We start from the raw sequence: 18,841 nt of genomic DNA on the forward strand, positions 1-18,841 counted from the left end.
CGCGGGGTGGAGCAGCCTGGTAGCTCGTCGGGCTCATAACCCGAAGGTCGTCGGTTCAAATCCGGCCCCCGCAACCACTTTCCCTTAGAGTTCTTTTTCAAATATACTGTGAAGACTTCGGCCTTCGTAGTGGGATTTGAAAAAATCCTTCTGGAAAGTGCTCCAGACCGCATTTGCGGTTATAGGGTTCAGTTATATAAAGCCCCGATTTATCGGGGTTTTTTGTTATCTGACTACAGAATAACTGGGCTTTAGGCCCTTTTTTTATGTCTTGGGGGTGGGCTTGTCCACATTAGAGCAAAAATTAACAGAGATGATTACTGCGCCAGTTGAGGCCCTGGGTTTTGAACTGGTTGGCATCGAGTTTATTCGCGGCCGCACATCCACACTGCGCATCTATATTGATAGTGAAGATGGCATCAATGTTGATGATTGTGCTGATGTGAGCCACCAGGTAAGTGCTGTGTTGGATGTTGAAGATCCCATCACCGTTGCTTATAACCTGGAAGTCTCCTCACCGGGTCTCGATCGCCCACTGTTCACGGCTGAACACTACGCCCGTTTTGTCGGAGAAGAGGTCACTCTGGTACTCCGTATGGCGGTACAAAACCGTCGTAAATGGCAGGGCGTTATCAAAGCGGTAGACGGTGAAATGATCACAGTTACCGTCGAAGGTAAAGATGAAGTGTTCGCGCTGAGTAATATCCAGAAGGCGAACCTGGTTCCCCACTTTTAATAGTCTGGATGAGGTGAAAACCCCGCGATGAACAAAGAAATTTTGGCTGTAGTTGAAGCCGTCTCCAATGAAAAGGCGCTGCCTCGCGAGAAAATTTTCGAAGCGTTGGAAAGCGCGCTGGCTACAGCAACCAAGAAAAAATATGAACAAGAGATCGACGTCCGCGTACAGATCGATCGCAAAAGCGGTGATTTTGACACCTTCCGTCGTTGGCTGATTGTTGATGAAGTCACTCAGCCAACTAAAGAAATCACCCTTGAAGCCGCGCGTTATGAAGATGAAAGCCTGAACTTGGGCGATTACGTTGAAGATCAGATTGAGTCTGTCACCTTTGACCGTATTACGACCCAGACGGCAAAGCAGGTTATCGTGCAGAAAGTTCGTGAAGCCGAACGTGCGATGGTTGTTGATCAGTTCCGTGAACACGAAGGTGAAATCATCACCGGCGTGGTGAAAAAAGTAAACCGCGATAATATCTCTCTGGATCTGGGCAACAATGCTGAAGCTGTGATCCTGCGTGAAGATATGCTGCCGCGTGAGAACTTCCGCCCAGGTGACCGCGTTCGTGGCGTGCTCTATTCTGTTCGCCCGGAAGCGCGTGGTGCGCAACTTTTCGTTACCCGTTCCAAGCCAGAAATGCTGATCGAACTGTTCCGCATTGAAGTGCCGGAAATTGGCGAAGAAGTTATTGAAATTAAAGCAGCGGCTCGCGATCCGGGATCTCGTGCGAAAATCGCGGTGAAAACCAACGATAAACGTATCGATCCGGTAGGTGCTTGCGTGGGTATGCGTGGTGCACGTGTTCAGGCTGTTTCCACTGAGCTTGGCGGCGAGCGTATCGATATCGTCCTGTGGGATGATAATCCGGCGCAATTCGTTATTAACGCGATGGCACCGGCAGACGTTGCTTCTATCGTAGTGGATGAAGATAAACACACCATGGATATCGCTGTTGAAGCCGGTAACCTGGCGCAGGCGATTGGGCGTAATGGTCAGAACGTGCGTCTGGCTTCGCAGTTGAGTGGTTGGGAACTTAACGTAATGACCGTTGACGACCTGCAAGCTAAACATCAGGCGGAAGCGCACGCAGCGATCGACACCTTCACCCGTTATCTCGACATTGACGAAGACTTCGCCACTGTCCTGGTAGAAGAAGGCTTCTCGACTCTGGAAGAACTGGCCTACGTGCCGATGAAAGAGCTGCTGGAAATTGAAGGCCTTGATGAGCCGACTGTTGAAGCACTGCGCGAGCGTGCTAAAAATGCACTGGCCACCATTGCACAGGCCCAGGAAGAAAGCCTCGGTGATAACAAACCGGCTGACGATCTGCTGAATCTTGAAGGGATGGATCGTGATTTAGCATTCAAACTGGCCGCCCGTGGCGTTTGTACGCTGGAAGATCTCGCCGAACAGGGCATTGATGATCTGGCTGATATCGAAGGGTTGACCGACGAAAAAGCCGGAGCACTGATTATGGCTGCCCGTAATATTTGCTGGTTCGGTGACGAAGCGTAATAAACTGTAGCAGGAAGGAACAGCATGACAGATGTGACGATTAAAACGCTGGCCGCAGAGCGACAGACCTCCGTGGAACGCCTGGTACAGCAATTTGCTGATGCAGGTATCCGGAAGTCTGCTGACGACTCTGTGACCGCACAAGAGAAACAGGCTTTAATTGACCACCTGAATCAGAAAAATTCAGGGCCGGACAAATTAACGCTGCAACGTAAAACACGTAGCACCCTTAACATTCCTGGTACCGGTGGAAAAAGTAAATCGGTACAAATCGAAGTCCGCAAGAAACGCACCTTTGTGAAACGCGATCCGCAAGAGGCTGAACGCCTTGCAGCGGAAGAGCAAGCGCAGCGTGAAGCGGAAGAGCAAGCGCAGCGTGAAGCGGAAGAGCAAGCCCGTCGTGAGGCAGAAGAATCGGCCAAACGCGAGGCGCAACAAAAAGCTGAACGTGAGGCCGCAGAACAAGCGAAACGTGAAATCGCTGAACAAGCAAAACGTGAAGCTGCGGAAAAAGACAAAGTGAGCAATCAACAAGACGATATGACTAAAACCGCCCAGGCTGAAAAAGCCCGCCGTGAGCAGGAAGCTGCAGAGCTTAAGCGCAAAGCTGAAGAAGAAGCACGTCGTAAACTCGAAGAAGAAGCACGTCGCGTTGCTGAAGAAGCACGTCGTATGGCGGAAGAAAACAAATGGACTGATAACGCGGAACCGACTGAAGATTCCAGTGATTATCACGTTACCACCTCTCAACATGCTCGCCAGGCAGAAGACGAAAGCGATCGTGAAGTCGAAGGCGGTCGTGGCCGTGGCCGTAACGCGAAAGCAGCACGTCCGAAGAAAGGCAATAAACATTCTGAATCTAAAGCTGATCGCGAAGAAGCGCGCGCAGCAGTACGTGGTGGTAAAGGCGGAAAACGTAAAGGTTCTTCGCTGCAGCAGAGCTTCCAGAAACCAGCTCAGGCTGTTAACCGTGACGTCGTGATTGGTGAAACCATCACTGTTGGCGAACTGGCTAACAAGATGGCGGTTAAAGGCTCTCAGGTCATCAAAGCGATGATGAAGCTGGGTGCAATGGCAACCATCAACCAGGTCATTGACCAGGAAACCGCACAGTTAGTTGCCGAAGAGATGGGCCACAAAGTTATCCTGCGTCGTGAAAACGAACTGGAAGAAGCGGTAATGAGTGACCGTGATACAGGTGCTGCGGCTGAACCGCGTGCACCGGTTGTGACCATCATGGGACACGTTGACCACGGTAAAACTTCTCTGCTGGACTATATTCGTTCAACGAAAGTGGCTTCTGGTGAAGCGGGTGGCATTACCCAGCACATCGGTGCATACCACGTTGAAACTGAAAACGGCATGATCACCTTCCTGGACACCCCGGGGCACGCCGCGTTTACTTCAATGCGTGCACGTGGTGCGCAGGCAACTGACATCGTAGTTCTGGTTGTTGCTGCAGATGACGGCGTAATGCCGCAGACCATCGAAGCAATCCAGCACGCGAAAGCGGCAGGTGTGCCTGTGGTGGTTGCAGTGAACAAAATCGATAAGCCAGAAGCCGATCCGGATCGCGTTAAAAACGAACTGTCTCAGTACGGCATCCTGCCGGAAGAGTGGGGCGGTGAAAGCCAGTTCGTACACGTATCTGCAAAAGCGGGTACGGGTATCGACGAACTGCTGGATGCGATCCTGCTGCAGGCCGAAGTCCTGGAACTGAAAGCCGTACGTAACGGGATGGCGAGCGGTGCGGTCATCGAATCTTTCCTCGATAAAGGTCGTGGTCCGGTTGCAACTGTACTGGTACGTGAAGGTACTCTGCACAAGGGTGACATCGTTCTGTGTGGCTTCGAATACGGTCGTGTTCGTGCAATGCGTAACGAACTGGGTCAGGAAGTACTGGAAGCAGGTCCGTCCATTCCGGTGGAAATCCTCGGCTTGTCCGGTGTTCCGGCAGCGGGTGATGAAGTTACCGTTGTACGTGACGAGAAGAAAGCACGTGAAGTTGCACTGTATCGTCAGGGCAAATTCCGTGAAGTTAAACTGGCGCGTCAGCAGAAATCTAAACTGGAGAACATGTTCGCCAACATGACTGAAGGCGAAGTTCATGAAGTGAACATCGTTCTGAAGGCTGACGTACAGGGTTCTGTAGAAGCGATTTCCGACTCCTTGCTGAAACTGTCTACTGACGAAGTAAAAGTGAAGATCATCGGTTCTGGTGTAGGTGGTATCACCGAAACCGACGCGACCCTGGCGGCTGCATCCAACGCGATTCTGGTTGGCTTCAACGTCCGTGCTGATGCCTCTGCGCGTAAAGTGATTGAGGCTGAAAGCCTGGATCTGCGTTACTACTCCGTCATCTATAACCTGATCGATGAAGTGAAAGCGGCGATGAGCGGTATGCTCTCTCCGGAACTGAAACAACAGATCATCGGTCTGGCGGAAGTTCGCGATGTGTTCAAATCACCGAAATTTGGTGCCATCGCAGGTTGTATGGTTACCGAAGGTGTGGTTAAACGTCACAACCCGATCCGCGTTCTGCGCGACAACGTGGTTATCTACGAAGGCGAGCTGGAGTCCCTGCGCCGCTTCAAAGATGACGTTAACGAAGTCCGTAACGGTATGGAGTGTGGTATCGGCGTTAAGAACTACAACGACGTGCGCACTGGCGATGTGATCGAAGTGTTCGAAATCATCGAGATTCAGCGTACGATTGCCTAAGGTTGATTGGGTGTAGGCCGGATAAGGCGTTTGCGCCGCATCCGGCAGCCGTTGCCTGACGCGACGCTCGTGCGTCTTATCAGGCCTACGTGAACAGCCCTTCCACCTGAAATTAATTTTAAAAAGGGGCTTATGGCCCCTTTTTTGTCAGGAGAATTTATTATGGCGAAAGAATTTGGTCGCCCGCAGCGCGTAGCGCAGGAAATGCAAAAAGAGATCGCTCTCATCCTGCAACGCGAAATTAAAGATCCTCGTCTGGGCATGATGACCACCGTTTCCGGTGTCGAGATGTCTCGTGACCTGGCCTATGCCAAAGTGTATGTAACTTTCCTCAACGACAAAGATGAAGATGCGGTAAAAGCGGGCATCAAAGCGTTGCAGGAAGCCTCCGGCTTTATCCGCAGCCTGCTTGGTAAAGCGATGCGCCTGCGTATCGTGCCGGAACTGACCTTCTTCTACGACAACTCACTGGTTGAAGGGATGCGTATGTCAAACCTGGTGACCAGTGTGGTTAAGCATGACGAAGAACGTCGTGTTAATCCGGACGACAGCAAGGAGGACTAATGAGTCGTCCTCGTCGTCGCGGCCGCGACATTAACGGCGTTTTGTTGCTGGATAAACCGCAGGGTATGTCCAGCAACGATGCGCTGCAAAAAGTGAAACGCATTTATAACGCCAATCGTGCTGGACATACCGGCGCGCTGGACCCGCTGGCGACCGGCATGTTGCCGATTTGTCTCGGGGAAGCGACGAAGTTTTCCCAGTACCTGCTGGACTCTGATAAACGTTATCGGGTGATTGCGCGTCTTGGACAGCGTACTGATACTTCTGACGCAGACGGACAAATCGTTGAGGAGCGCCCGGTAACCTTTAGTGCAGAGCAACTGGCGGCGGCACTCGATTCATTCCGTGGCGATATTGAACAAATCCCTTCGATGTATTCTGCGCTGAAATATCAGGGTAAAAAACTGTACGAGTACGCGCGTCAGGGCATTGAAGTGCCTCGTGAAGCACGACCGATTACCGTTTATGAGTTGCTGTTTATTCGTCACGAAGGCAATGAACTGGAGCTGGAAATTCATTGCTCAAAAGGCACCTATATCCGCACCATCATTGATGACCTGGGTGAAAAACTTGGCTGTGGCGCGCATGTGATTTATCTGCGCCGTCTGGCTGTAAGCAAATATCCGGTTGAACGAATGGTGACTCTGGAACATCTGCGTGAACTTGTCGAGCAAGCCGAACAGCAGGGTATTTCGGCGGCACAATTACTTGATCCATTACTGATGCCAATGGACAGTCCAGCTTCGGACTACCCGGTGGTGAATCTTCCGCTAACGTCTTCTGTTTACTTCAAAAATGGTAACCCGGTTCGTACATCCGGTGCGCCACTGGAAGGGCTGGTTCGTGTTACAGAAGGTGAAAACGGTAAGTTTATCGGTATGGGCGAAATTGACGATGAAGGCCGCGTTGCGCCTCGTCGCCTGGTGGTTGAATACCCGGCGTAATGCTATCCATCTTGCGATAACAGGTCGCTACGAGTAGAATACTGCCGCTTAACGTCGCGTAAATTGTTTAACACTTTACGTAACGTACACTGGGATCGCTGAATTAGAGATCGGCGTCCTTTCATTCTATATACTTTGGAGTTTTAAAATGTCTCTAAGTACTGAAGCAACAGCTAAAATCGTTTCTGAGTTTGGTCGTGGTGCAAACGACACCGGTTCTACCGAAGTTCAGGTAGCACTGCTGACTGCACAGATTAACCACCTGCAGGGCCACTTTGCAGAGCACAAAAAAGATCACCACAGCCGTCGTGGTCTGCTGCGCATGGTTTCTCAGCGTCGTAAACTGCTCGACTACCTGAAACGTAAAGACGTAGCACGTTACACCCAGCTCATCGAGCGCCTGGGTCTGCGTCGCTAATTCTTGCGAGTTTCAGAAAAGGGGGCCTGAGTGGCCCCTTTTTTCAAGCTGATGGCAGCAATTCACTGGAAACTAATGTATTGTTGCTATGAATGATCTTCCGTTGCAGAGGTTCGCGCGGCTAATGAGAGGCTTTACCCACATCAGGCTGGGTTAGGGTTGTCATTAGTCGCGAGGATGCGCAGAAGATCGGGTATTAACACCAGTGCCGTTAAGGTGCTGTCTAAGAAAGAGAAAGGATATTACATTGCTTAATCCGATCGTTCGTAAATTCCAGTACGGCCAACATACCGTTACACTGGAAACTGGCATGATGGCGCGTCAAGCCACTGCCGCAGTTATGGTTAGCATGGATGACACCGCGGTATTCGTTACCGTTGTTGGCCAGAAAAAAGCCAAACCAGGTCAGGACTTCTTCCCTCTGACCGTTAACTATCAGGAGCGTACCTACGCTGCTGGTCGTATCCCGGGTAGCTTCTTCCGTCGTGAAGGCCGTCCAAGCGAAGGCGAAACCCTGATCGCGCGTCTGATTGACCGCCCGATTCGCCCGCTGTTCCCGGAAGGCTTCGTCAACGAAGTTCAGGTTATCGCCACCGTGGTTTCTGTTAACCCGCAGGTTAACCCGGATATCGTTGCGATGATTGGTGCTTCCGCAGCACTGTCTCTGTCTGGTATCCCGTTCAATGGTCCGATTGGTGCTGCTCGCGTGGGTTACATCAATGACCAGTATGTACTGAACCCAACTCAGGATGAGCTGAAAGAGAGCAAACTGGATCTGGTTGTTGCCGGTACTGAAGCCGCTGTGCTGATGGTTGAATCTGAAGCAGAACTGCTGAGCGAAGACGTCATGTTGGGCGCAGTGGTGTTCGGTCATGAACAGCAGCAGGTTGTTATTCAGAACATCAATGAACTGGTGAAAGAAGCCGGTAAACCGCGTTGGGACTGGCAGCCGGAGCCAGTAAACGAAGCGCTGAACGCGCGCGTTGCTGCACTGGCTGAAGCTCGCCTGAGCGATGCTTACCGCATCACCGACAAACAAGAGCGTTATGCACAGGTTGATGTCATCAAATCTGAAACCATCGCTACGCTGCTTGCTGAAGACGAAACCCTGGACGAAAACGAACTGGGTGAAATTCTGCACGCTATCGAGAAAAACGTTGTTCGTAGCCGCGTACTGGCAGGCGAACCGCGTATCGACGGTCGTGAAAAAGATATGATCCGTGGTCTGGATGTGCGCACAGGCGTGCTGCCGCGTACTCACGGTTCTGCGCTGTTTACCCGTGGTGAAACTCAGGCGCTGGTTACCGCAACACTGGGTACTGCACGTGACGCACAGGTTCTTGATGAACTGATGGGCGAACGTACTGACACCTTCCTGTTCCACTACAACTTCCCTCCGTACTCCGTAGGCGAAACCGGCATGGTCGGTTCTCCGAAGCGTCGTGAAATTGGTCACGGTCGTTTGGCGAAGCGCGGCGTGCTGGCAGTAATGCCGGATATGGACAAATTCCCGTACACCGTACGTGTTGTGTCTGAAATCACCGAATCCAACGGTTCTTCTTCTATGGCTTCTGTGTGCGGTGCGTCTCTGGCGCTGATGGACGCAGGTGTGCCAATCAAAGCCGCTGTTGCGGGTATCGCAATGGGGCTGGTGAAAGAAGGCGACAACTACGTTGTACTGTCTGACATTCTGGGTGACGAAGACCACCTGGGCGATATGGACTTCAAAGTTGCGGGTTCCCGTGACGGTATCTCTGCACTGCAGATGGATATCAAAATTGAAGGTATTACCAAAGAGATCATGCAGGTTGCGCTGAACCAGGCTAAAGGTGCGCGTCTGCACATCCTGGGCGTAATGGAACAGGCGATCAACGCGCCGCGTGGCGATATCTCTGAGTTCGCTCCGCGTATCCATACCATTAAGATTAACCCGGACAAGATTAAAGACGTTATCGGTAAAGGCGGTTCTGTAATCCGTGCTCTGACTGAAGAAACCGGCACCACTATCGAAATCGAAGATGACGGTACTGTGAAGATCGCCGCGACCGACGGCGAGAAAGCAAAACACGCTATTCGTCGTATCGAAGAGATCACTGCAGAAATCGAAGTGGGTCGCGTCTACAATGGTAAAGTGACCCGTATCGTTGACTTTGGCGCATTTGTTGCCATCGGCGGCGGTAAAGAAGGTCTGGTACACATCTCTCAAATCGCTGACAAGCGTGTTGAGAAAGTGACTGATTACCTGCAGATGGGTCAGGAAGTTCCGGTAAAAGTTCTGGAAGTTGATCGCCAGGGCCGTATCCGTCTGAGCATTAAAGAAGCGACTGAGCAGTCTCAACCTGCTGTAGCACCGGAAGCTCCGGCTGCTGAACAGGGCGAGTAAGGTTGCCATTTGCCCTCCGCGTTGACGGGGGGCTTTTAACCGGGCAGGACGCCTTGTTAGCAACCGGGAACAGGACGTTCATTCAACCGTGGTCTTCGGGAGTGGGAAATGAAGCCTTTTTTGCGCTGGTGTTTCGTTGCGACAGCACTTACGCTTGCAGGATGCAGTAATACTTCCTGGCGTAAAAGTGAAGTCCTCGCAGTACCATTGCAACCGACTTTACAGCAGGAAGTGATTCTGGCACGTATGGAACAGATCCTTGCCAGTCGGGCTTTAACCGATGACGAACGCGCGCAGCTTTTATATGAGCGCGGAGTGTTGTATGATAGTCTCGGTCTGAGGGCATTAGCGCGTAACGATTTTTCGCAAGCGCTGGCAATCCGACCGGATATGCCTGAAGTATTCAATTACTTAGGCATATATTTAACGCAGGCAGGCAATTTTGATGCTGCCTATGAAGCGTTTGATTCTGTACTTGAGCTTGATCCAACTTACAACTACGCGCACTTGAATCGCGGGATCGCATTATATTACGGCGGTCGTGACAAGTTAGCGCAAGATGATCTGCTGGCGTTTTATCAAGACGATCCCAATGATCCTTTCCGTAGTCTGTGGCTTTATCTCGCTGAGCAGAAGCTCGATGAGAAGCAGGCTAAAGAAGTGTTGAAACAGCACTTCGAAAAATCGGACAAGGAACAGTGGGGATGGAACATTGTCGAGTTCTACCTGGGCAACATTAGCGAACAAACGTTAATGGAAAGGCTCAAGGCGGACGCAACGGATAACACCTCGCTCGCTGAGCATCTCAGTGAAACCAACTTCTATTTAGGTAAGTACTACCTAAGTCTGGGGGATTTGGACAGCGCCACGGCACTGTTCAAACTGGCGGTTGCCAACAACGTTCATAACTTTGTTGAGCACCGATACGCATTGTTGGAATTATCGCTCCTGGGCCAGGACCAAGATGACCTGGCAGAATCGGACCAGCAATAGCTGACGTACACATCAGCCCGTAATCTTATTTGATTGCCATCACCTTAACGGGTGAGGGCGTTGTTGTTCGTTAATACACCTACTTTGAGCCGGTTCACACTTTTCAATGAAAATTGCTGATCAATTTCATGATGAGTTATGTAGACTGGCCGCCATTAATTTTGAGGCACACGTACTACATGGCTGAATTCGAAACCACTTTTGCAGATCTGGGCCTGAAGGCTCCTATCCTTGAAGCCCTTAACGATCTGGGTTACGAAAAACCATCTCCAATTCAGGCAGAGTGTATCCCACATCTGCTGAATGGCCGCGACGTTCTGGGTATGGCCCAGACGGGGAGCGGAAAAACTGCAGCATTCTCTTTACCTCTGCTGCAAAATCTTGATCCTGAGCTGAAAGCACCACAGATTCTGGTGTTGGCACCGACCCGCGAACTGGCGGTACAGGTTGCTGAAGCAATGACGGATTTCTCTAAACACATGCGCGGCGTAAACGTGGTTGCCCTTTACGGCGGCCAGCGTTATGACGTGCAATTACGTGCCCTGCGTCAGGGGCCGCAGATCGTTGTCGGTACTCCGGGCCGTCTGCTGGACCACCTGAAACGTGGCACTCTGGATCTCTCTAAACTGAGCGGTCTGGTTCTGGATGAAGCTGACGAAATGCTGCGCATGGGCTTCATCGAAGACGTTGAAACCATTATGGCGCAGATCCCGGAAGGTCATCAGACCGCTCTGTTCTCTGCAACCATGCCGGAAGCGATTCGTCGCATTACCCGCCGCTTTATGAAAGAGCCGCAGGAAGTGCGCATTCAGTCCAGCGTGACTACCCGCCCTGACATCAGCCAGAGCTACTGGACTGTCTGGGGTATGCGCAAAAACGAAGCGCTGGTACGTTTCCTGGAAGCGGAAGATTTTGATGCGGCGATTATCTTCGTTCGTACCAAAAACGCGACTCTGGAAGTGGCTGAAGCCCTTGAGCGCAGCGGTTACAATAGTGCTGCCCTGAACGGTGACATGAACCAGGCACTGCGTGAGCAGACTCTGGAACGTCTGAAAGATGGTCGTCTGGATATCCTGATCGCGACCGACGTTGCGGCCCGAGGCCTGGACGTTGAGCGTATCAGCCTGGTGGTTAACTACGATATCCCGATGGATTCCGAGTCTTACGTTCACCGTATCGGTCGTACCGGTCGTGCGGGTCGTGCGGGTCGTGCGCTGCTGTTCGTTGAGAACCGCGAGCGTCGTCTGCTGCGCAACATTGAACGTACTATGAAGCTGACCATTCCAGAAGTAGAACTGCCGAACGCAGAACTGCTGGGCAAACGCCGTCTGGAAAAATTTGCTGCTAAAGTACAGCAGCAACTGGAAAGCAGCGATCTGGATCAATACCGTGCACTGCTGAGCAAAATTCAGCCGACTGCAGAAGGTGAAGAGCTGGATCTCGAAACTCTGGCTGCCGCACTGCTGAAAATGGCACAGGGCGAACGTACTCTGATCGTGCCGCCAGATGCGCCGATGCGTCCGAAACGTGAGTTCCGTGACCGTGATGATCGTGGTCCGCGCGATCGTAACGACCGTGGCCCGCGTGGTGACCGTGAAGATCGTCCGCGTCGTGAACGTCGCGATGTTGGCGATATGCAGTTGTACCGCATTGAGGTGGGTCGTGATGATGGCGTTGAAGTTCGTCATATCGTTGGCGCAATTGCTAACGAAGGTGACATCAGCAGCCGTTACATCGGTAACATCAAGCTGTTTGCTTCTCACTCCACCATCGAATTGCCGAAAGGTATGCCGGGTGAAGTGCTGCAACACTTTACGCGTACCCGCATCCTCAACAAGCCGATGAACATGCAACTGCTGGGCGATGCACAGCCGCAAACTGAACGTCGTGGTGGTGGTCGTGGTGTCGGTGGCGAGCGTCGTGAAGGCGGTCGCAACTTCAGCGGTGAACGCCGTGAAGGTGGTCGTGGTGATGGTCGTCGCTTCAGTGGCGAACGTCGCGAAGGCCGTGCACCGCGTCGTGAAGAGTCTACCGGTCGTCGTCGTTTCGGTGGCGATGCGTAATTCGCGCTGATCAGCGAATACATTCTGTAAAATAATATATACAGCCCTAATCATATCGATTGGGGCTTTTTTTTATTTCTTTTGTACTCGCGTACTGGTACAGTGCAACACATAACAACGCAGTCGCACTATTTTTCACTGGAGAGAAGCCCTTATGGCAACACTAACCACCACCCAAACGTCACCGTCGCTGCTTGGCGGCGTGGTGATTATCGGCGGCACCATTATTGGCGCAGGGATGTTCTCCTTGCCCGTGGTCATGTCCGGGGCGTGGTTTTTCTGGTCAATGGCGGCGCTAATCTTCACCTGGTTTTGTATGCTGCATTCCGGATTGATGATTTTGGAAGCTAACCTGAATTATCGAATCGGTTCGAGCTTTGATACCATCACCAAAGATTTGCTGGGCAAAGGCTGGAATGTCGTCAACGGTATCTCTATTGCCTTTGTGCTCTACATTCTGACCTACGCCTATATTTCTGCCAGCGGTTCTATTTTGCATCACACCTTCGCGGAGATGTCGCTGAATGTTCCGGCCAGAGCGGCAGGTTTTGGTTTTGCACTGTTGGTGGCGTTTGTGGTGTGGTTGAGCACCAAAGCAGTCAGCCGTATGACGGCGATTGTGTTGGGAGCGAAAGTTATTACATTCTTCCTCACCTTCGGTAGCTTGCTGGGGCATGTGCAGCCTGCGACATTGTTCAACGTTGCGGAAAGCAATGCGTCTTATGCACCGTATCTGCTGATGACACTACCGTTCTGTCTGGCGTCGTTTGGTTATCACGGCAACGTACCAAGCCTGATGAAGTATTACGGCAAAGACCCGAAAACCATTGTGAAATGTCTGGTGTACGGTACGTTGATGGCGCTGGCGCTGTATACCATCTGGTTGCTGGCGACGATGGGCAACATTCCGCGTCCGGAGTTTATTGGCATTGCAGAGAAGGGCGGAAATATTGATGTGCTGGTGCAGGCATTAAGCGGTGTGCTGAACAGTCGTAGTCTGGATCTGCTGCTGGTAGTGTTCTCAAACTTTGCGGTAGCGAGTTCGTTCCTCGGCGTAACGCTGGGCCTGTTCGATTATCTGGCGGATCTGTTTGGCTTTGATGATTCGGCATTGGGGCGCTTTAAAACGGCACTGTTGACCTTTGCGCCACCTGTCGTTGGTGGCCTGCTGTTCCCTAACGGATTTCTCTACGCCATTGGTTATGCTGGTTTAGCTGCTACCATCTGGGCGGCAATTGTTCCGGCTCTGCTGGCCCGCGCATCGCGTAAACGCTTTGGCAGCCCGAAATTCCGCGTCTGGGGCGGCAAACCGATGATCGTTCTGATTCTGCTATTTGGTATTGGCAATGCATTGATCCATATTTTATCGAGCTTTAATTTGCTGCCGGTGTATCAGTAATCATCTGTGCCTTATCCGACATTTCTGCTGCCTGCACAATGCCTGATGCGCTTCGGTTATCAGGTCTACGTAGGGCGGCGTTGCCAGGTCGGATAAGGCTTCCCGCCGTATCCGACAAAATAAAACACACTATCCCAGTAAATCTTCCTTCACATCCATCGCCAGTTCAAACGAATGCAGCCGCGCCTGGTGGTCGAAAATCTGCCCGTTAACCATAATCTCATCAGCGTCGGTTTCGCGCAGGATCGACTGTAAACCGTGACGCACTTTCGCTTTATCGCCCACCAGCGACATACTCAGCGCCTGCTGCACGCCATACTGCTCGGACGGCGACCAGAACTGATCCATATTCTGAATCGGTGGTGGCAGTTGCCCGGTTTCACCGCGGCGTAGCTTCACAAAGGCTTGCTGCATCGAGGTAAACAGGAATTCAGCGTCGCGGTTGCTATCAGCGGCGATGATATTGATACACACCATTACGTACGGTTTCTCCAGTCGTGCGGAGGGTTTGAAGTTGCTGCGATAAAGTTGTAGTGCCTGGAACAGCATATCCGGCGCGAAGTGTGAGGCAAAGGCAAACGGCAGGCCGAGCTGCGCCGCCAGTTGTGCGCTGTAAAGGCTGGAGCCTAATAACCACACCGGGATTTTCTCGCCATAGCCTGGCACCGGGCGTACATGTGGATTGGGATCACGAGCGTCAAACCAGTCCACCAGCTCAGCAACATCGCGGGGGAAATTATCAATATCACCACTCATATGGCGACGCAGCGCCATCATTGTCCGCTGATCGCTACCTGGAGCACGACCCAGCCCCAAATCGATTCGACCCGGATAGAGCGTATTGAGTGTGCCGAACTGTTCTGCAATTACCAACGGTGAATGGTTAGGTAACATCACGCCGCCGGAACCCAGATGCAGCGTGGTGGTATTCGCTGCCAGATAGCCAATCAACACCGATGTCGCCGCACTGGCAATGCCGGTCATATTGTGATGTTCCGCCAGCCAGTAGCGATGATAGCCGCGCTTTTCAGCCAGACGAGCCAGGTCCAGAGAGTGGGAGAACGCTTCTCGCGCCGTTGAACCTTCGGGGATGGGGGCCAGATCGAGTAGCGAAAACGGAATGGTTTTATCAGTCATAACAGCTCACTTTGTTACCGATTAATCTTTAATACTGCATTAAAGAGTAGTTAAAGTTGTTAACAAAGTGAGCTATTTACTTACGCTTGCAGTTCCAGCCCTGCCAGCCGTTTCCAGTAACCGTTGCAGTCGCTATTAGCCGTTAACGGCAGCGGCGCAGCGCCATTTTCATTGGCGCGGAAGGCGTCGAGCATAGCAAAAGTGTCTGTGCCCTGCGGTGACAGGCGAACCACATCGACCAGCCCCTGCATTGACGCCAGCTCGTTACCGAGGTTGTAAACATAGCCGCTCATGGTCTGAATGCCGTTGAGCACAAACACCTGCTGATCTTCCTGTGACAGCACGTTGCGCCCGTTCGGATATTTAATGCAGCAGGTTTCGCACTCATCTTTCGGGCGATCCTCCGAGCGTGCGGTGAAGCAGCGGGCTGAGTACGCCAGCGGCAGATGGCCGTAGCTCAAGACTTCCACTTCAAACTGGTTGCGAATACCCAGTTCATCACACTGATTGAGCAGATTCACCAGCCAGTCGCGGGAAAGTTCTACCGGCATACACCAGCGCATCATGCCCTGTTTGAGCAATATTTTCAGCGTCACTGCGTTGTAGCAGTTCAGCGCATGCCCGGCGACGAACGGAAGTTTGCGTTCGGCGCACATATTCACCACGCCGAGATCGCTGGCTTCAATCAGAAACTCGCCGTTCTCAACATAGCGTTTCAGTTCGCCCAGCTCGGAAGAGGCCTGTACCAGCGCCAGCGTGGAGAGCACAATCTGCTTGCCACTTCCGGCGAGCGATTTTGCCATCTCCAGCCAGTCGCCAACTTTCGTTGCCCGACGCTTGCTGCATACCGCTTCACCAAGATAAATCACGTCGGCGCTGCTGGTGGCGGCCTGCTGATAAAATTCTTCCAGCGTCTCTTTTGGCCAGTACCACAGCACTGGCCCTAAGGAATATTTCATTGCTTTTCTCACTGCCATTTACGGTGATATGCGCCAAGGGTGGTTTGCGTGCCTTCGGACATCGACCCGAGCGTCTCCATCCACGCGTTTTGTGGCACGAAGTTTTGCGGATCGGCCTTACAACGGTCGATAGCCTGACGCCAAACTTTCGCCACCTGGCTGACATACGCCGGGCTACGCTGGCGGCCTTCGATTTTCACCGAAGCAATATTCGCCGCCATTAGCTCAGGCAGCAGTTCCAGGGTATTGAGACTGGTTGGTTCTTCCAGTGCGTGATAGCGCTCGCCGTCCACCAGATAACGCCCTTTACACAGCGTCGGATAACCTGCGTTTTCGCCGTCCTGATAACGGTCGATCAGCACCTCGTTAAGGCGGGATTCCAGCCCCTGCGGCGTTTGTTGCCAGCGCACGAAGCGGGCAGGAGAACACGCACCCACGGTGTTGGGCGACTCACCGGTCAGATACGACGACAGATAGCAACGTCCTTCCGACATAATGCACAGGCTGCCGAAAGCAAAGACCTCCAGCGGAACTGGCGTGACCCGTGCCAGTTGTTTCACCTGGTGAATCGACAGTACGCGTGGTAGCACCACGCGGGCGACATCAAAATGGCGATGATAAAAGTTAATTGCCTCTTCATTGGTCGCTGAAGCCTGCACCGACACGTGACGCTCAATATGTGGGTAACGCTCGGCGGCGTACTCCAGCATGGCAAGATCGGCAAGGATCAGCGCGTCGGCACCCAGTTGTGCCGCCATATCCACGGCACGTTGCCAGCGGGCGTAGCCGTCCGGGTGCGCAAAAGTATTAATCGCGATGTGAAGTTTGCGGCGATGTTGATGGACAAAACTCACCGCTTCCTGCAATTTTTTCTCGGTAAAGTTAAGGCCGGCGAAGTGACGGGCATTGGTATCATCTTTTAGCCCGATATAAACAGCATCTGCGCCGTTTTCGATGGCCGCCTTAAGCGCCGGGAGATTTCCGGCAGGGCAGAGCAGCTCCATAATTTTTCCTGAAGGTTGCGCTATCAAAACGCAAAAATGTTAACGAACTGGGATTTTAGTTAACCTTGCTGCGACAATTTTTGATTTAAGGCAGTTAAAGTTGTATTGGTGGTAGCAGCAATTTCATATGGAATTGTTGATTTATACCGCTATGTTATTTTCCTGATATGGCAAAATAGGATGATTGTTGAAACAGGGAGTAAAACTCGTGTTGGATAAACTGCGTTCCCGTATTGTGCATTTGGGGCCATCTCTGTTGAGTGTACCGGTAAAACTGACGCCATTTGCGCTAAAACGCCAGGTTCTTGAGCAAGTCTTAAGCTGGCAATTCCGCCAGGCGCTGGACGATGGCGAGCTGGAGTTCCTTGAAGGCCGCTGGTTAAGTATTCATGTGCGTGATATTGACCTGCAATGGTTTACCTCGGTGGTGAATGGCAAACTGGTCGTTAGCCAGAACGCGCAAGCAGACGTGAGTTTTAGTGCCGACGCCAGCGATTTGCTGATGATCGCAGCGCGTAAACAGGATCCGGATACACTTTTCTTCCAGCGTCGGCTAGTGATTGAAGGTGATACGGAGCTGGGGCTGTATGTGAAAAACCTGATGGACGCCATTGAACTGGAGCAAATGCCAAAAGCCTTACGCATGATGCTGCTGCAACTGGCGGATTTTGTTGAGGCGGGGATGAAAACCACGCCTGAAACCAAACAGACATCGGTAGGTGAACCATGCTAATTCGAGTAGAAATTCCCATTGATGCGCCGGGTATTGATGCCCTGCTGCGTCGTTCATTCGAAAGCGATGCGGAAGCGAAGCTGGTTCACGATCTGCGTGAAGATGGCTTTCTGACGCTGGGACTGGTGGCGACAGATGACGAAGGCCAGGTCATTGGCTATGTGGCATTCAGTCCGGTAGATGTGCAGGGCGAAGACCTGCAATGGGTTGGCATGGCTCCGCTGGCGGTAGATGAAAAATATCGCGGGCAAGGGCTGGCACGCCAACTGGTCTATGAAGGACTGGATTCGCTTAATGAGTTCGGCTATGCCGCAGTGGTAACGCTGGGCGATCCGGCGATGTACAGCCGTTTTGGCTTTGAACTGGCGGCGCATCACGATCTGCGTTGCCGCTGGCCGGGCACAGAAAGTGCCTTCCTGGTACATCGTTTAGCGGATGACGCGCTGAATGGTGTAACCGGGCTGGTTGAGTACCACGATCACTTCAATCGCTTTTAACCTCCGGGGTTTGCAAGCTACTTAATAACTCTGCAAACCCAGCGCCTTCCGCAACCAGGCATTCTTTCTGTCGTTTGGTCAGTTGCTTGACGCGATATTCCGCCCGTAATGCCAGCGAACGGTCGCCAACCGGTGCGGAAAATGCCAATGTCAGTTTGCCTTTCCCGCGCAGTGCTTTCGCCCCTTTACCGCTTTGATGCTGCTGATAGCGGCGTTCGACGTCCGTGGTGATCCCGGTATAAAGCTTATTGTCGGCGGTACGAATCAAGTAAAGGAACCAGGGTGTCATCGTCTGTGTCACATGTTAAGGTCTGGCCAACAGTATAAAAGAGAACAGAAATGGAAACACTCACCGCAATTAGCCGTTGGCTGGCAAAACAACATGTTGTCACCTGGTGCGTGCAGCAGGACGGGGAGCTGTGGTGCGCCAATGCCTTTTATCTTTTTGATGCGCAGAAAGTTGCATTTTACATTTTGACGGAAGAAAAAACGCGCCATGCGCAGATGAGCGGGCCGCAGGCTCCGGTTGCCGGAACGGTAAATGGTCAGCCGAAAACGGTGGCATTAATTCGTGGCGTGCAGTTTAAAGGTGAGATCCGCAGACTGGAAGGTGAGGAAAGTGACCTCGCACGTCAGGCCTATAATCGCCGCTTCCCGGTTGCCCGGACGCTGTCGGCACCGGTGTGGGAAATCCGCCTCGATGAGATAAAATTCACCGACAACACGCTGGGCTTTGGGAAAAAACTGGTCTGGCAACGGTAACCTATAGTTAAAC

18 protein-coding genes and 1 tRNA gene are annotated in these 18,841 nt (G+C 52.2%); 15 read left to right on the plus strand and 4 right to left on the minus strand.

Features of this window, described 5'->3' with window-relative positions:
* The 12 genes from BEA93_RS19375 (at nt 1) to mtr (ending at nt 13,736) form a co-directional block, all read left to right on the plus strand.
* A tRNA-Met gene (locus BEA93_RS19375) sits at nt 1–77 on the plus strand.
* 206 nt (nt 78–283) lie between these two features.
* A complete protein-coding gene (rimP, locus tag BEA93_RS19380; protein WP_001300397.1) occupies nt 284–736 on the plus strand; it encodes a ribosome maturation factor RimP in 453 nt (150 codons plus the stop codon).
* A 27-nt stretch (nt 737–763) separates the two neighbouring features.
* Entirely contained in the window at nt 764–2,251 is a 1,488-nt protein-coding gene (nusA, locus tag BEA93_RS19385) for a transcription termination factor NusA (protein WP_001031045.1), read from the plus strand.
* A 24-nt stretch (nt 2,252–2,275) separates the two neighbouring features.
* Entirely contained in the window at nt 2,276–4,972 is a 2,697-nt protein-coding gene (gene infB / locus BEA93_RS19390) for a translation initiation factor IF-2 (protein WP_105224976.1), read from the plus strand.
* A gap of 162 nt (nt 4,973–5,134) precedes the next feature.
* Entirely contained in the window at nt 5,135–5,536 is a 402-nt protein-coding gene (gene rbfA, locus BEA93_RS19395; protein WP_001040205.1) for a 30S ribosome-binding factor RbfA, read from the plus strand.
* Nucleotides 5,536–6,480 (plus strand): tRNA pseudouridine(55) synthase TruB, encoded by a 945-nt coding sequence (truB, locus tag BEA93_RS19400; protein ID WP_000089692.1) that lies wholly within the window; start codon nt 5,536–5,538, stop codon nt 6,478–6,480. Before rbfA ends, truB begins: the two co-directional genes overlap by 1 nt.
* Before the next feature lie 148 nt (nt 6,481–6,628).
* Entirely contained in the window at nt 6,629–6,898 is a 270-nt protein-coding gene (gene rpsO, locus BEA93_RS19405) for a 30S ribosomal protein S15 (RefSeq protein ID WP_000059469.1), read from the plus strand.
* A gap of 247 nt (nt 6,899–7,145) precedes the next feature.
* A complete protein-coding gene (gene pnp, locus BEA93_RS19410; protein ID WP_000933928.1) occupies nt 7,146–9,281 on the plus strand; it encodes a polyribonucleotide nucleotidyltransferase in 2,136 nt (711 codons plus the stop codon).
* Nucleotides 9,282–9,389: 108 nt separating this feature from the next.
* Entirely contained in the window at nt 9,390–10,274 is an 885-nt protein-coding gene (gene nlpI, locus BEA93_RS19415; RefSeq protein ID WP_000802080.1) for a lipoprotein NlpI, read from the plus strand.
* Between the two features lie 106 nt (nt 10,275–10,380).
* Complete coding sequence (yrbN, locus tag BEA93_RS19420) at nt 10,381–10,461, plus strand: protein YrbN (RefSeq protein ID WP_010723222.1); 81 nt, start codon at nt 10,381–10,383, stop codon at nt 10,459–10,461.
* Nucleotides 10,454–12,337 carry an ATP-dependent RNA helicase DeaD gene (deaD, locus tag BEA93_RS19425; protein ID WP_010379192.1) on the plus strand — a complete coding sequence of 628 codons (1,884 nt, stop codon included), beginning with the start codon at nt 10,454–10,456 and terminating at the stop codon, nt 12,335–12,337. The genes yrbN and deaD overlap by 8 nt, the downstream gene beginning before the upstream one ends.
* Before the next feature lie 154 nt (nt 12,338–12,491).
* Nucleotides 12,492–13,736: a tryptophan permease gene (gene mtr, locus BEA93_RS19430; protein ID WP_001517158.1), complete on the plus strand. Its 1,245-nt coding sequence runs from the start codon at nt 12,492–12,494 to the stop codon at nt 13,734–13,736.
* 129 nt (nt 13,737–13,865) lie between these two features.
* On the opposite strand, the gene BEA93_RS19435 is transcribed toward mtr, so the two are convergent.
* The 3 genes from BEA93_RS19435 to ubiU all read right to left on the minus strand — a co-directional run bounded on the left by BEA93_RS19435 (nt 13,866) and on the right by ubiU (nt 16,836).
* Nucleotides 13,866–14,873, minus strand: a complete 1,008-nt coding sequence (locus BEA93_RS19435) for a luciferase-like monooxygenase (RefSeq protein WP_016262586.1) — start codon at nt 14,871–14,873, stop codon at nt 13,866–13,868.
* Between the two features lie 80 nt (nt 14,874–14,953).
* Nucleotides 14,954–15,832: a U32 family peptidase gene (locus tag BEA93_RS19440; protein ID WP_001517156.1), complete on the minus strand. Its 879-nt coding sequence runs from the start codon at nt 15,830–15,832 to the stop codon at nt 14,954–14,956.
* Between the two features lie 8 nt (nt 15,833–15,840).
* Nucleotides 15,841–16,836, minus strand: a complete 996-nt coding sequence (gene ubiU / locus BEA93_RS19445) for a ubiquinone anaerobic biosynthesis protein UbiU (RefSeq protein WP_001517155.1) — start codon at nt 16,834–16,836, stop codon at nt 15,841–15,843.
* A gap of 208 nt (nt 16,837–17,044) precedes the next feature.
* On the opposite strand from ubiU, the gene ubiT reads away from it, so the two are divergent.
* Complete coding sequence (gene ubiT, locus BEA93_RS19450) at nt 17,045–17,569, plus strand: ubiquinone anaerobic biosynthesis accessory factor UbiT (RefSeq protein ID WP_001517154.1); 525 nt, start codon at nt 17,045–17,047, stop codon at nt 17,567–17,569.
* The gene (locus tag BEA93_RS19455) at nt 17,563–18,066 is read left to right on the plus strand and encodes a GNAT family N-acetyltransferase (RefSeq protein ID WP_105224977.1); all 504 of its coding nucleotides are present in this window, start codon (nt 17,563–17,565) and stop codon (nt 18,064–18,066) included. Before ubiT ends, BEA93_RS19455 begins: the two co-directional genes overlap by 7 nt.
* Here BEA93_RS19455 and yhbQ read toward each other — a convergent pair.
* On the minus strand, nt 18,053–18,355 hold the full coding sequence (yhbQ, locus tag BEA93_RS19460; RefSeq protein ID WP_000189335.1) for a DNA damage response exodeoxyribonuclease YhbQ: 303 nt from the start codon (nt 18,353–18,355) through the stop codon (nt 18,053–18,055). The two genes, BEA93_RS19455 and yhbQ, sit on opposite strands and share 14 nt — an antisense overlap.
* A 50-nt stretch (nt 18,356–18,405) precedes the next feature.
* Between yhbQ and BEA93_RS19465 the strand changes: the two genes are divergently transcribed.
* Complete coding sequence (locus BEA93_RS19465) at nt 18,406–18,828, plus strand: YhbP family protein (protein WP_000449448.1); 423 nt, start codon at nt 18,406–18,408, stop codon at nt 18,826–18,828.
* The last annotated feature ends 13 nt before the right edge of the window (nt 18,829–18,841 follow it).

Origin of the sequence: Escherichia sp. MOD1-EC5950, assembly GCF_002965345.1 — a bacterium.
Taxonomy (GTDB): Bacteria; Pseudomonadota; Gammaproteobacteria; order Enterobacterales; family Enterobacteriaceae; genus Escherichia; species Escherichia marmotae.

Excerpts from the sequence above, each read along its gene's own strand:
- ubiU (WP_001517155.1), bottom strand. The coding sequence starts at position 16,836 with ATGGAGCTGCTCTGCCCTGCCGGAAATCTCCCGGCGCTTAAGGCGGCC.
- yrbN (WP_010723222.1), top strand. The coding sequence starts at position 10,381 with ATGAAAATTGCTGATCAATTTCATGATGAGTTATGTAGACTGGCCGCC.
- yhbQ (WP_000189335.1), bottom strand. The coding sequence starts at position 18,355 with ATGACACCCTGGTTCCTTTACTTGATTCGTACCGCCGACAATAAGCTT.
- BEA93_RS19435 (WP_016262586.1), bottom strand. The coding sequence starts at position 14,873 with ATGACTGATAAAACCATTCCGTTTTCGCTACTCGATCTGGCCCCCATC.
- infB (WP_105224976.1), top strand. The coding sequence starts at position 2,276 with ATGACAGATGTGACGATTAAAACGCTGGCCGCAGAGCGACAGACCTCC.
- BEA93_RS19440 (WP_001517156.1), bottom strand. The coding sequence starts at position 15,832 with ATGAAATATTCCTTAGGGCCAGTGCTGTGGTACTGGCCAAAAGAGACG.
- deaD (WP_010379192.1), top strand. The coding sequence starts at position 10,454 with ATGGCTGAATTCGAAACCACTTTTGCAGATCTGGGCCTGAAGGCTCCT.
- rbfA (WP_001040205.1), top strand. The coding sequence starts at position 5,135 with ATGGCGAAAGAATTTGGTCGCCCGCAGCGCGTAGCGCAGGAAATGCAA.
- truB (WP_000089692.1), top strand. The coding sequence starts at position 5,536 with ATGAGTCGTCCTCGTCGTCGCGGCCGCGACATTAACGGCGTTTTGTTG.
- mtr (WP_001517158.1), top strand. The coding sequence starts at position 12,492 with ATGGCAACACTAACCACCACCCAAACGTCACCGTCGCTGCTTGGCGGC.
- nlpI (WP_000802080.1), top strand. The coding sequence starts at position 9,390 with ATGAAGCCTTTTTTGCGCTGGTGTTTCGTTGCGACAGCACTTACGCTT.
- BEA93_RS19455 (WP_105224977.1), top strand. The coding sequence starts at position 17,563 with ATGCTAATTCGAGTAGAAATTCCCATTGATGCGCCGGGTATTGATGCC.
- nusA (WP_001031045.1), top strand. The coding sequence starts at position 764 with ATGAACAAAGAAATTTTGGCTGTAGTTGAAGCCGTCTCCAATGAAAAG.
- BEA93_RS19465 (WP_000449448.1), top strand. The coding sequence starts at position 18,406 with ATGGAAACACTCACCGCAATTAGCCGTTGGCTGGCAAAACAACATGTT.
- rpsO (WP_000059469.1), top strand. The coding sequence starts at position 6,629 with ATGTCTCTAAGTACTGAAGCAACAGCTAAAATCGTTTCTGAGTTTGGT.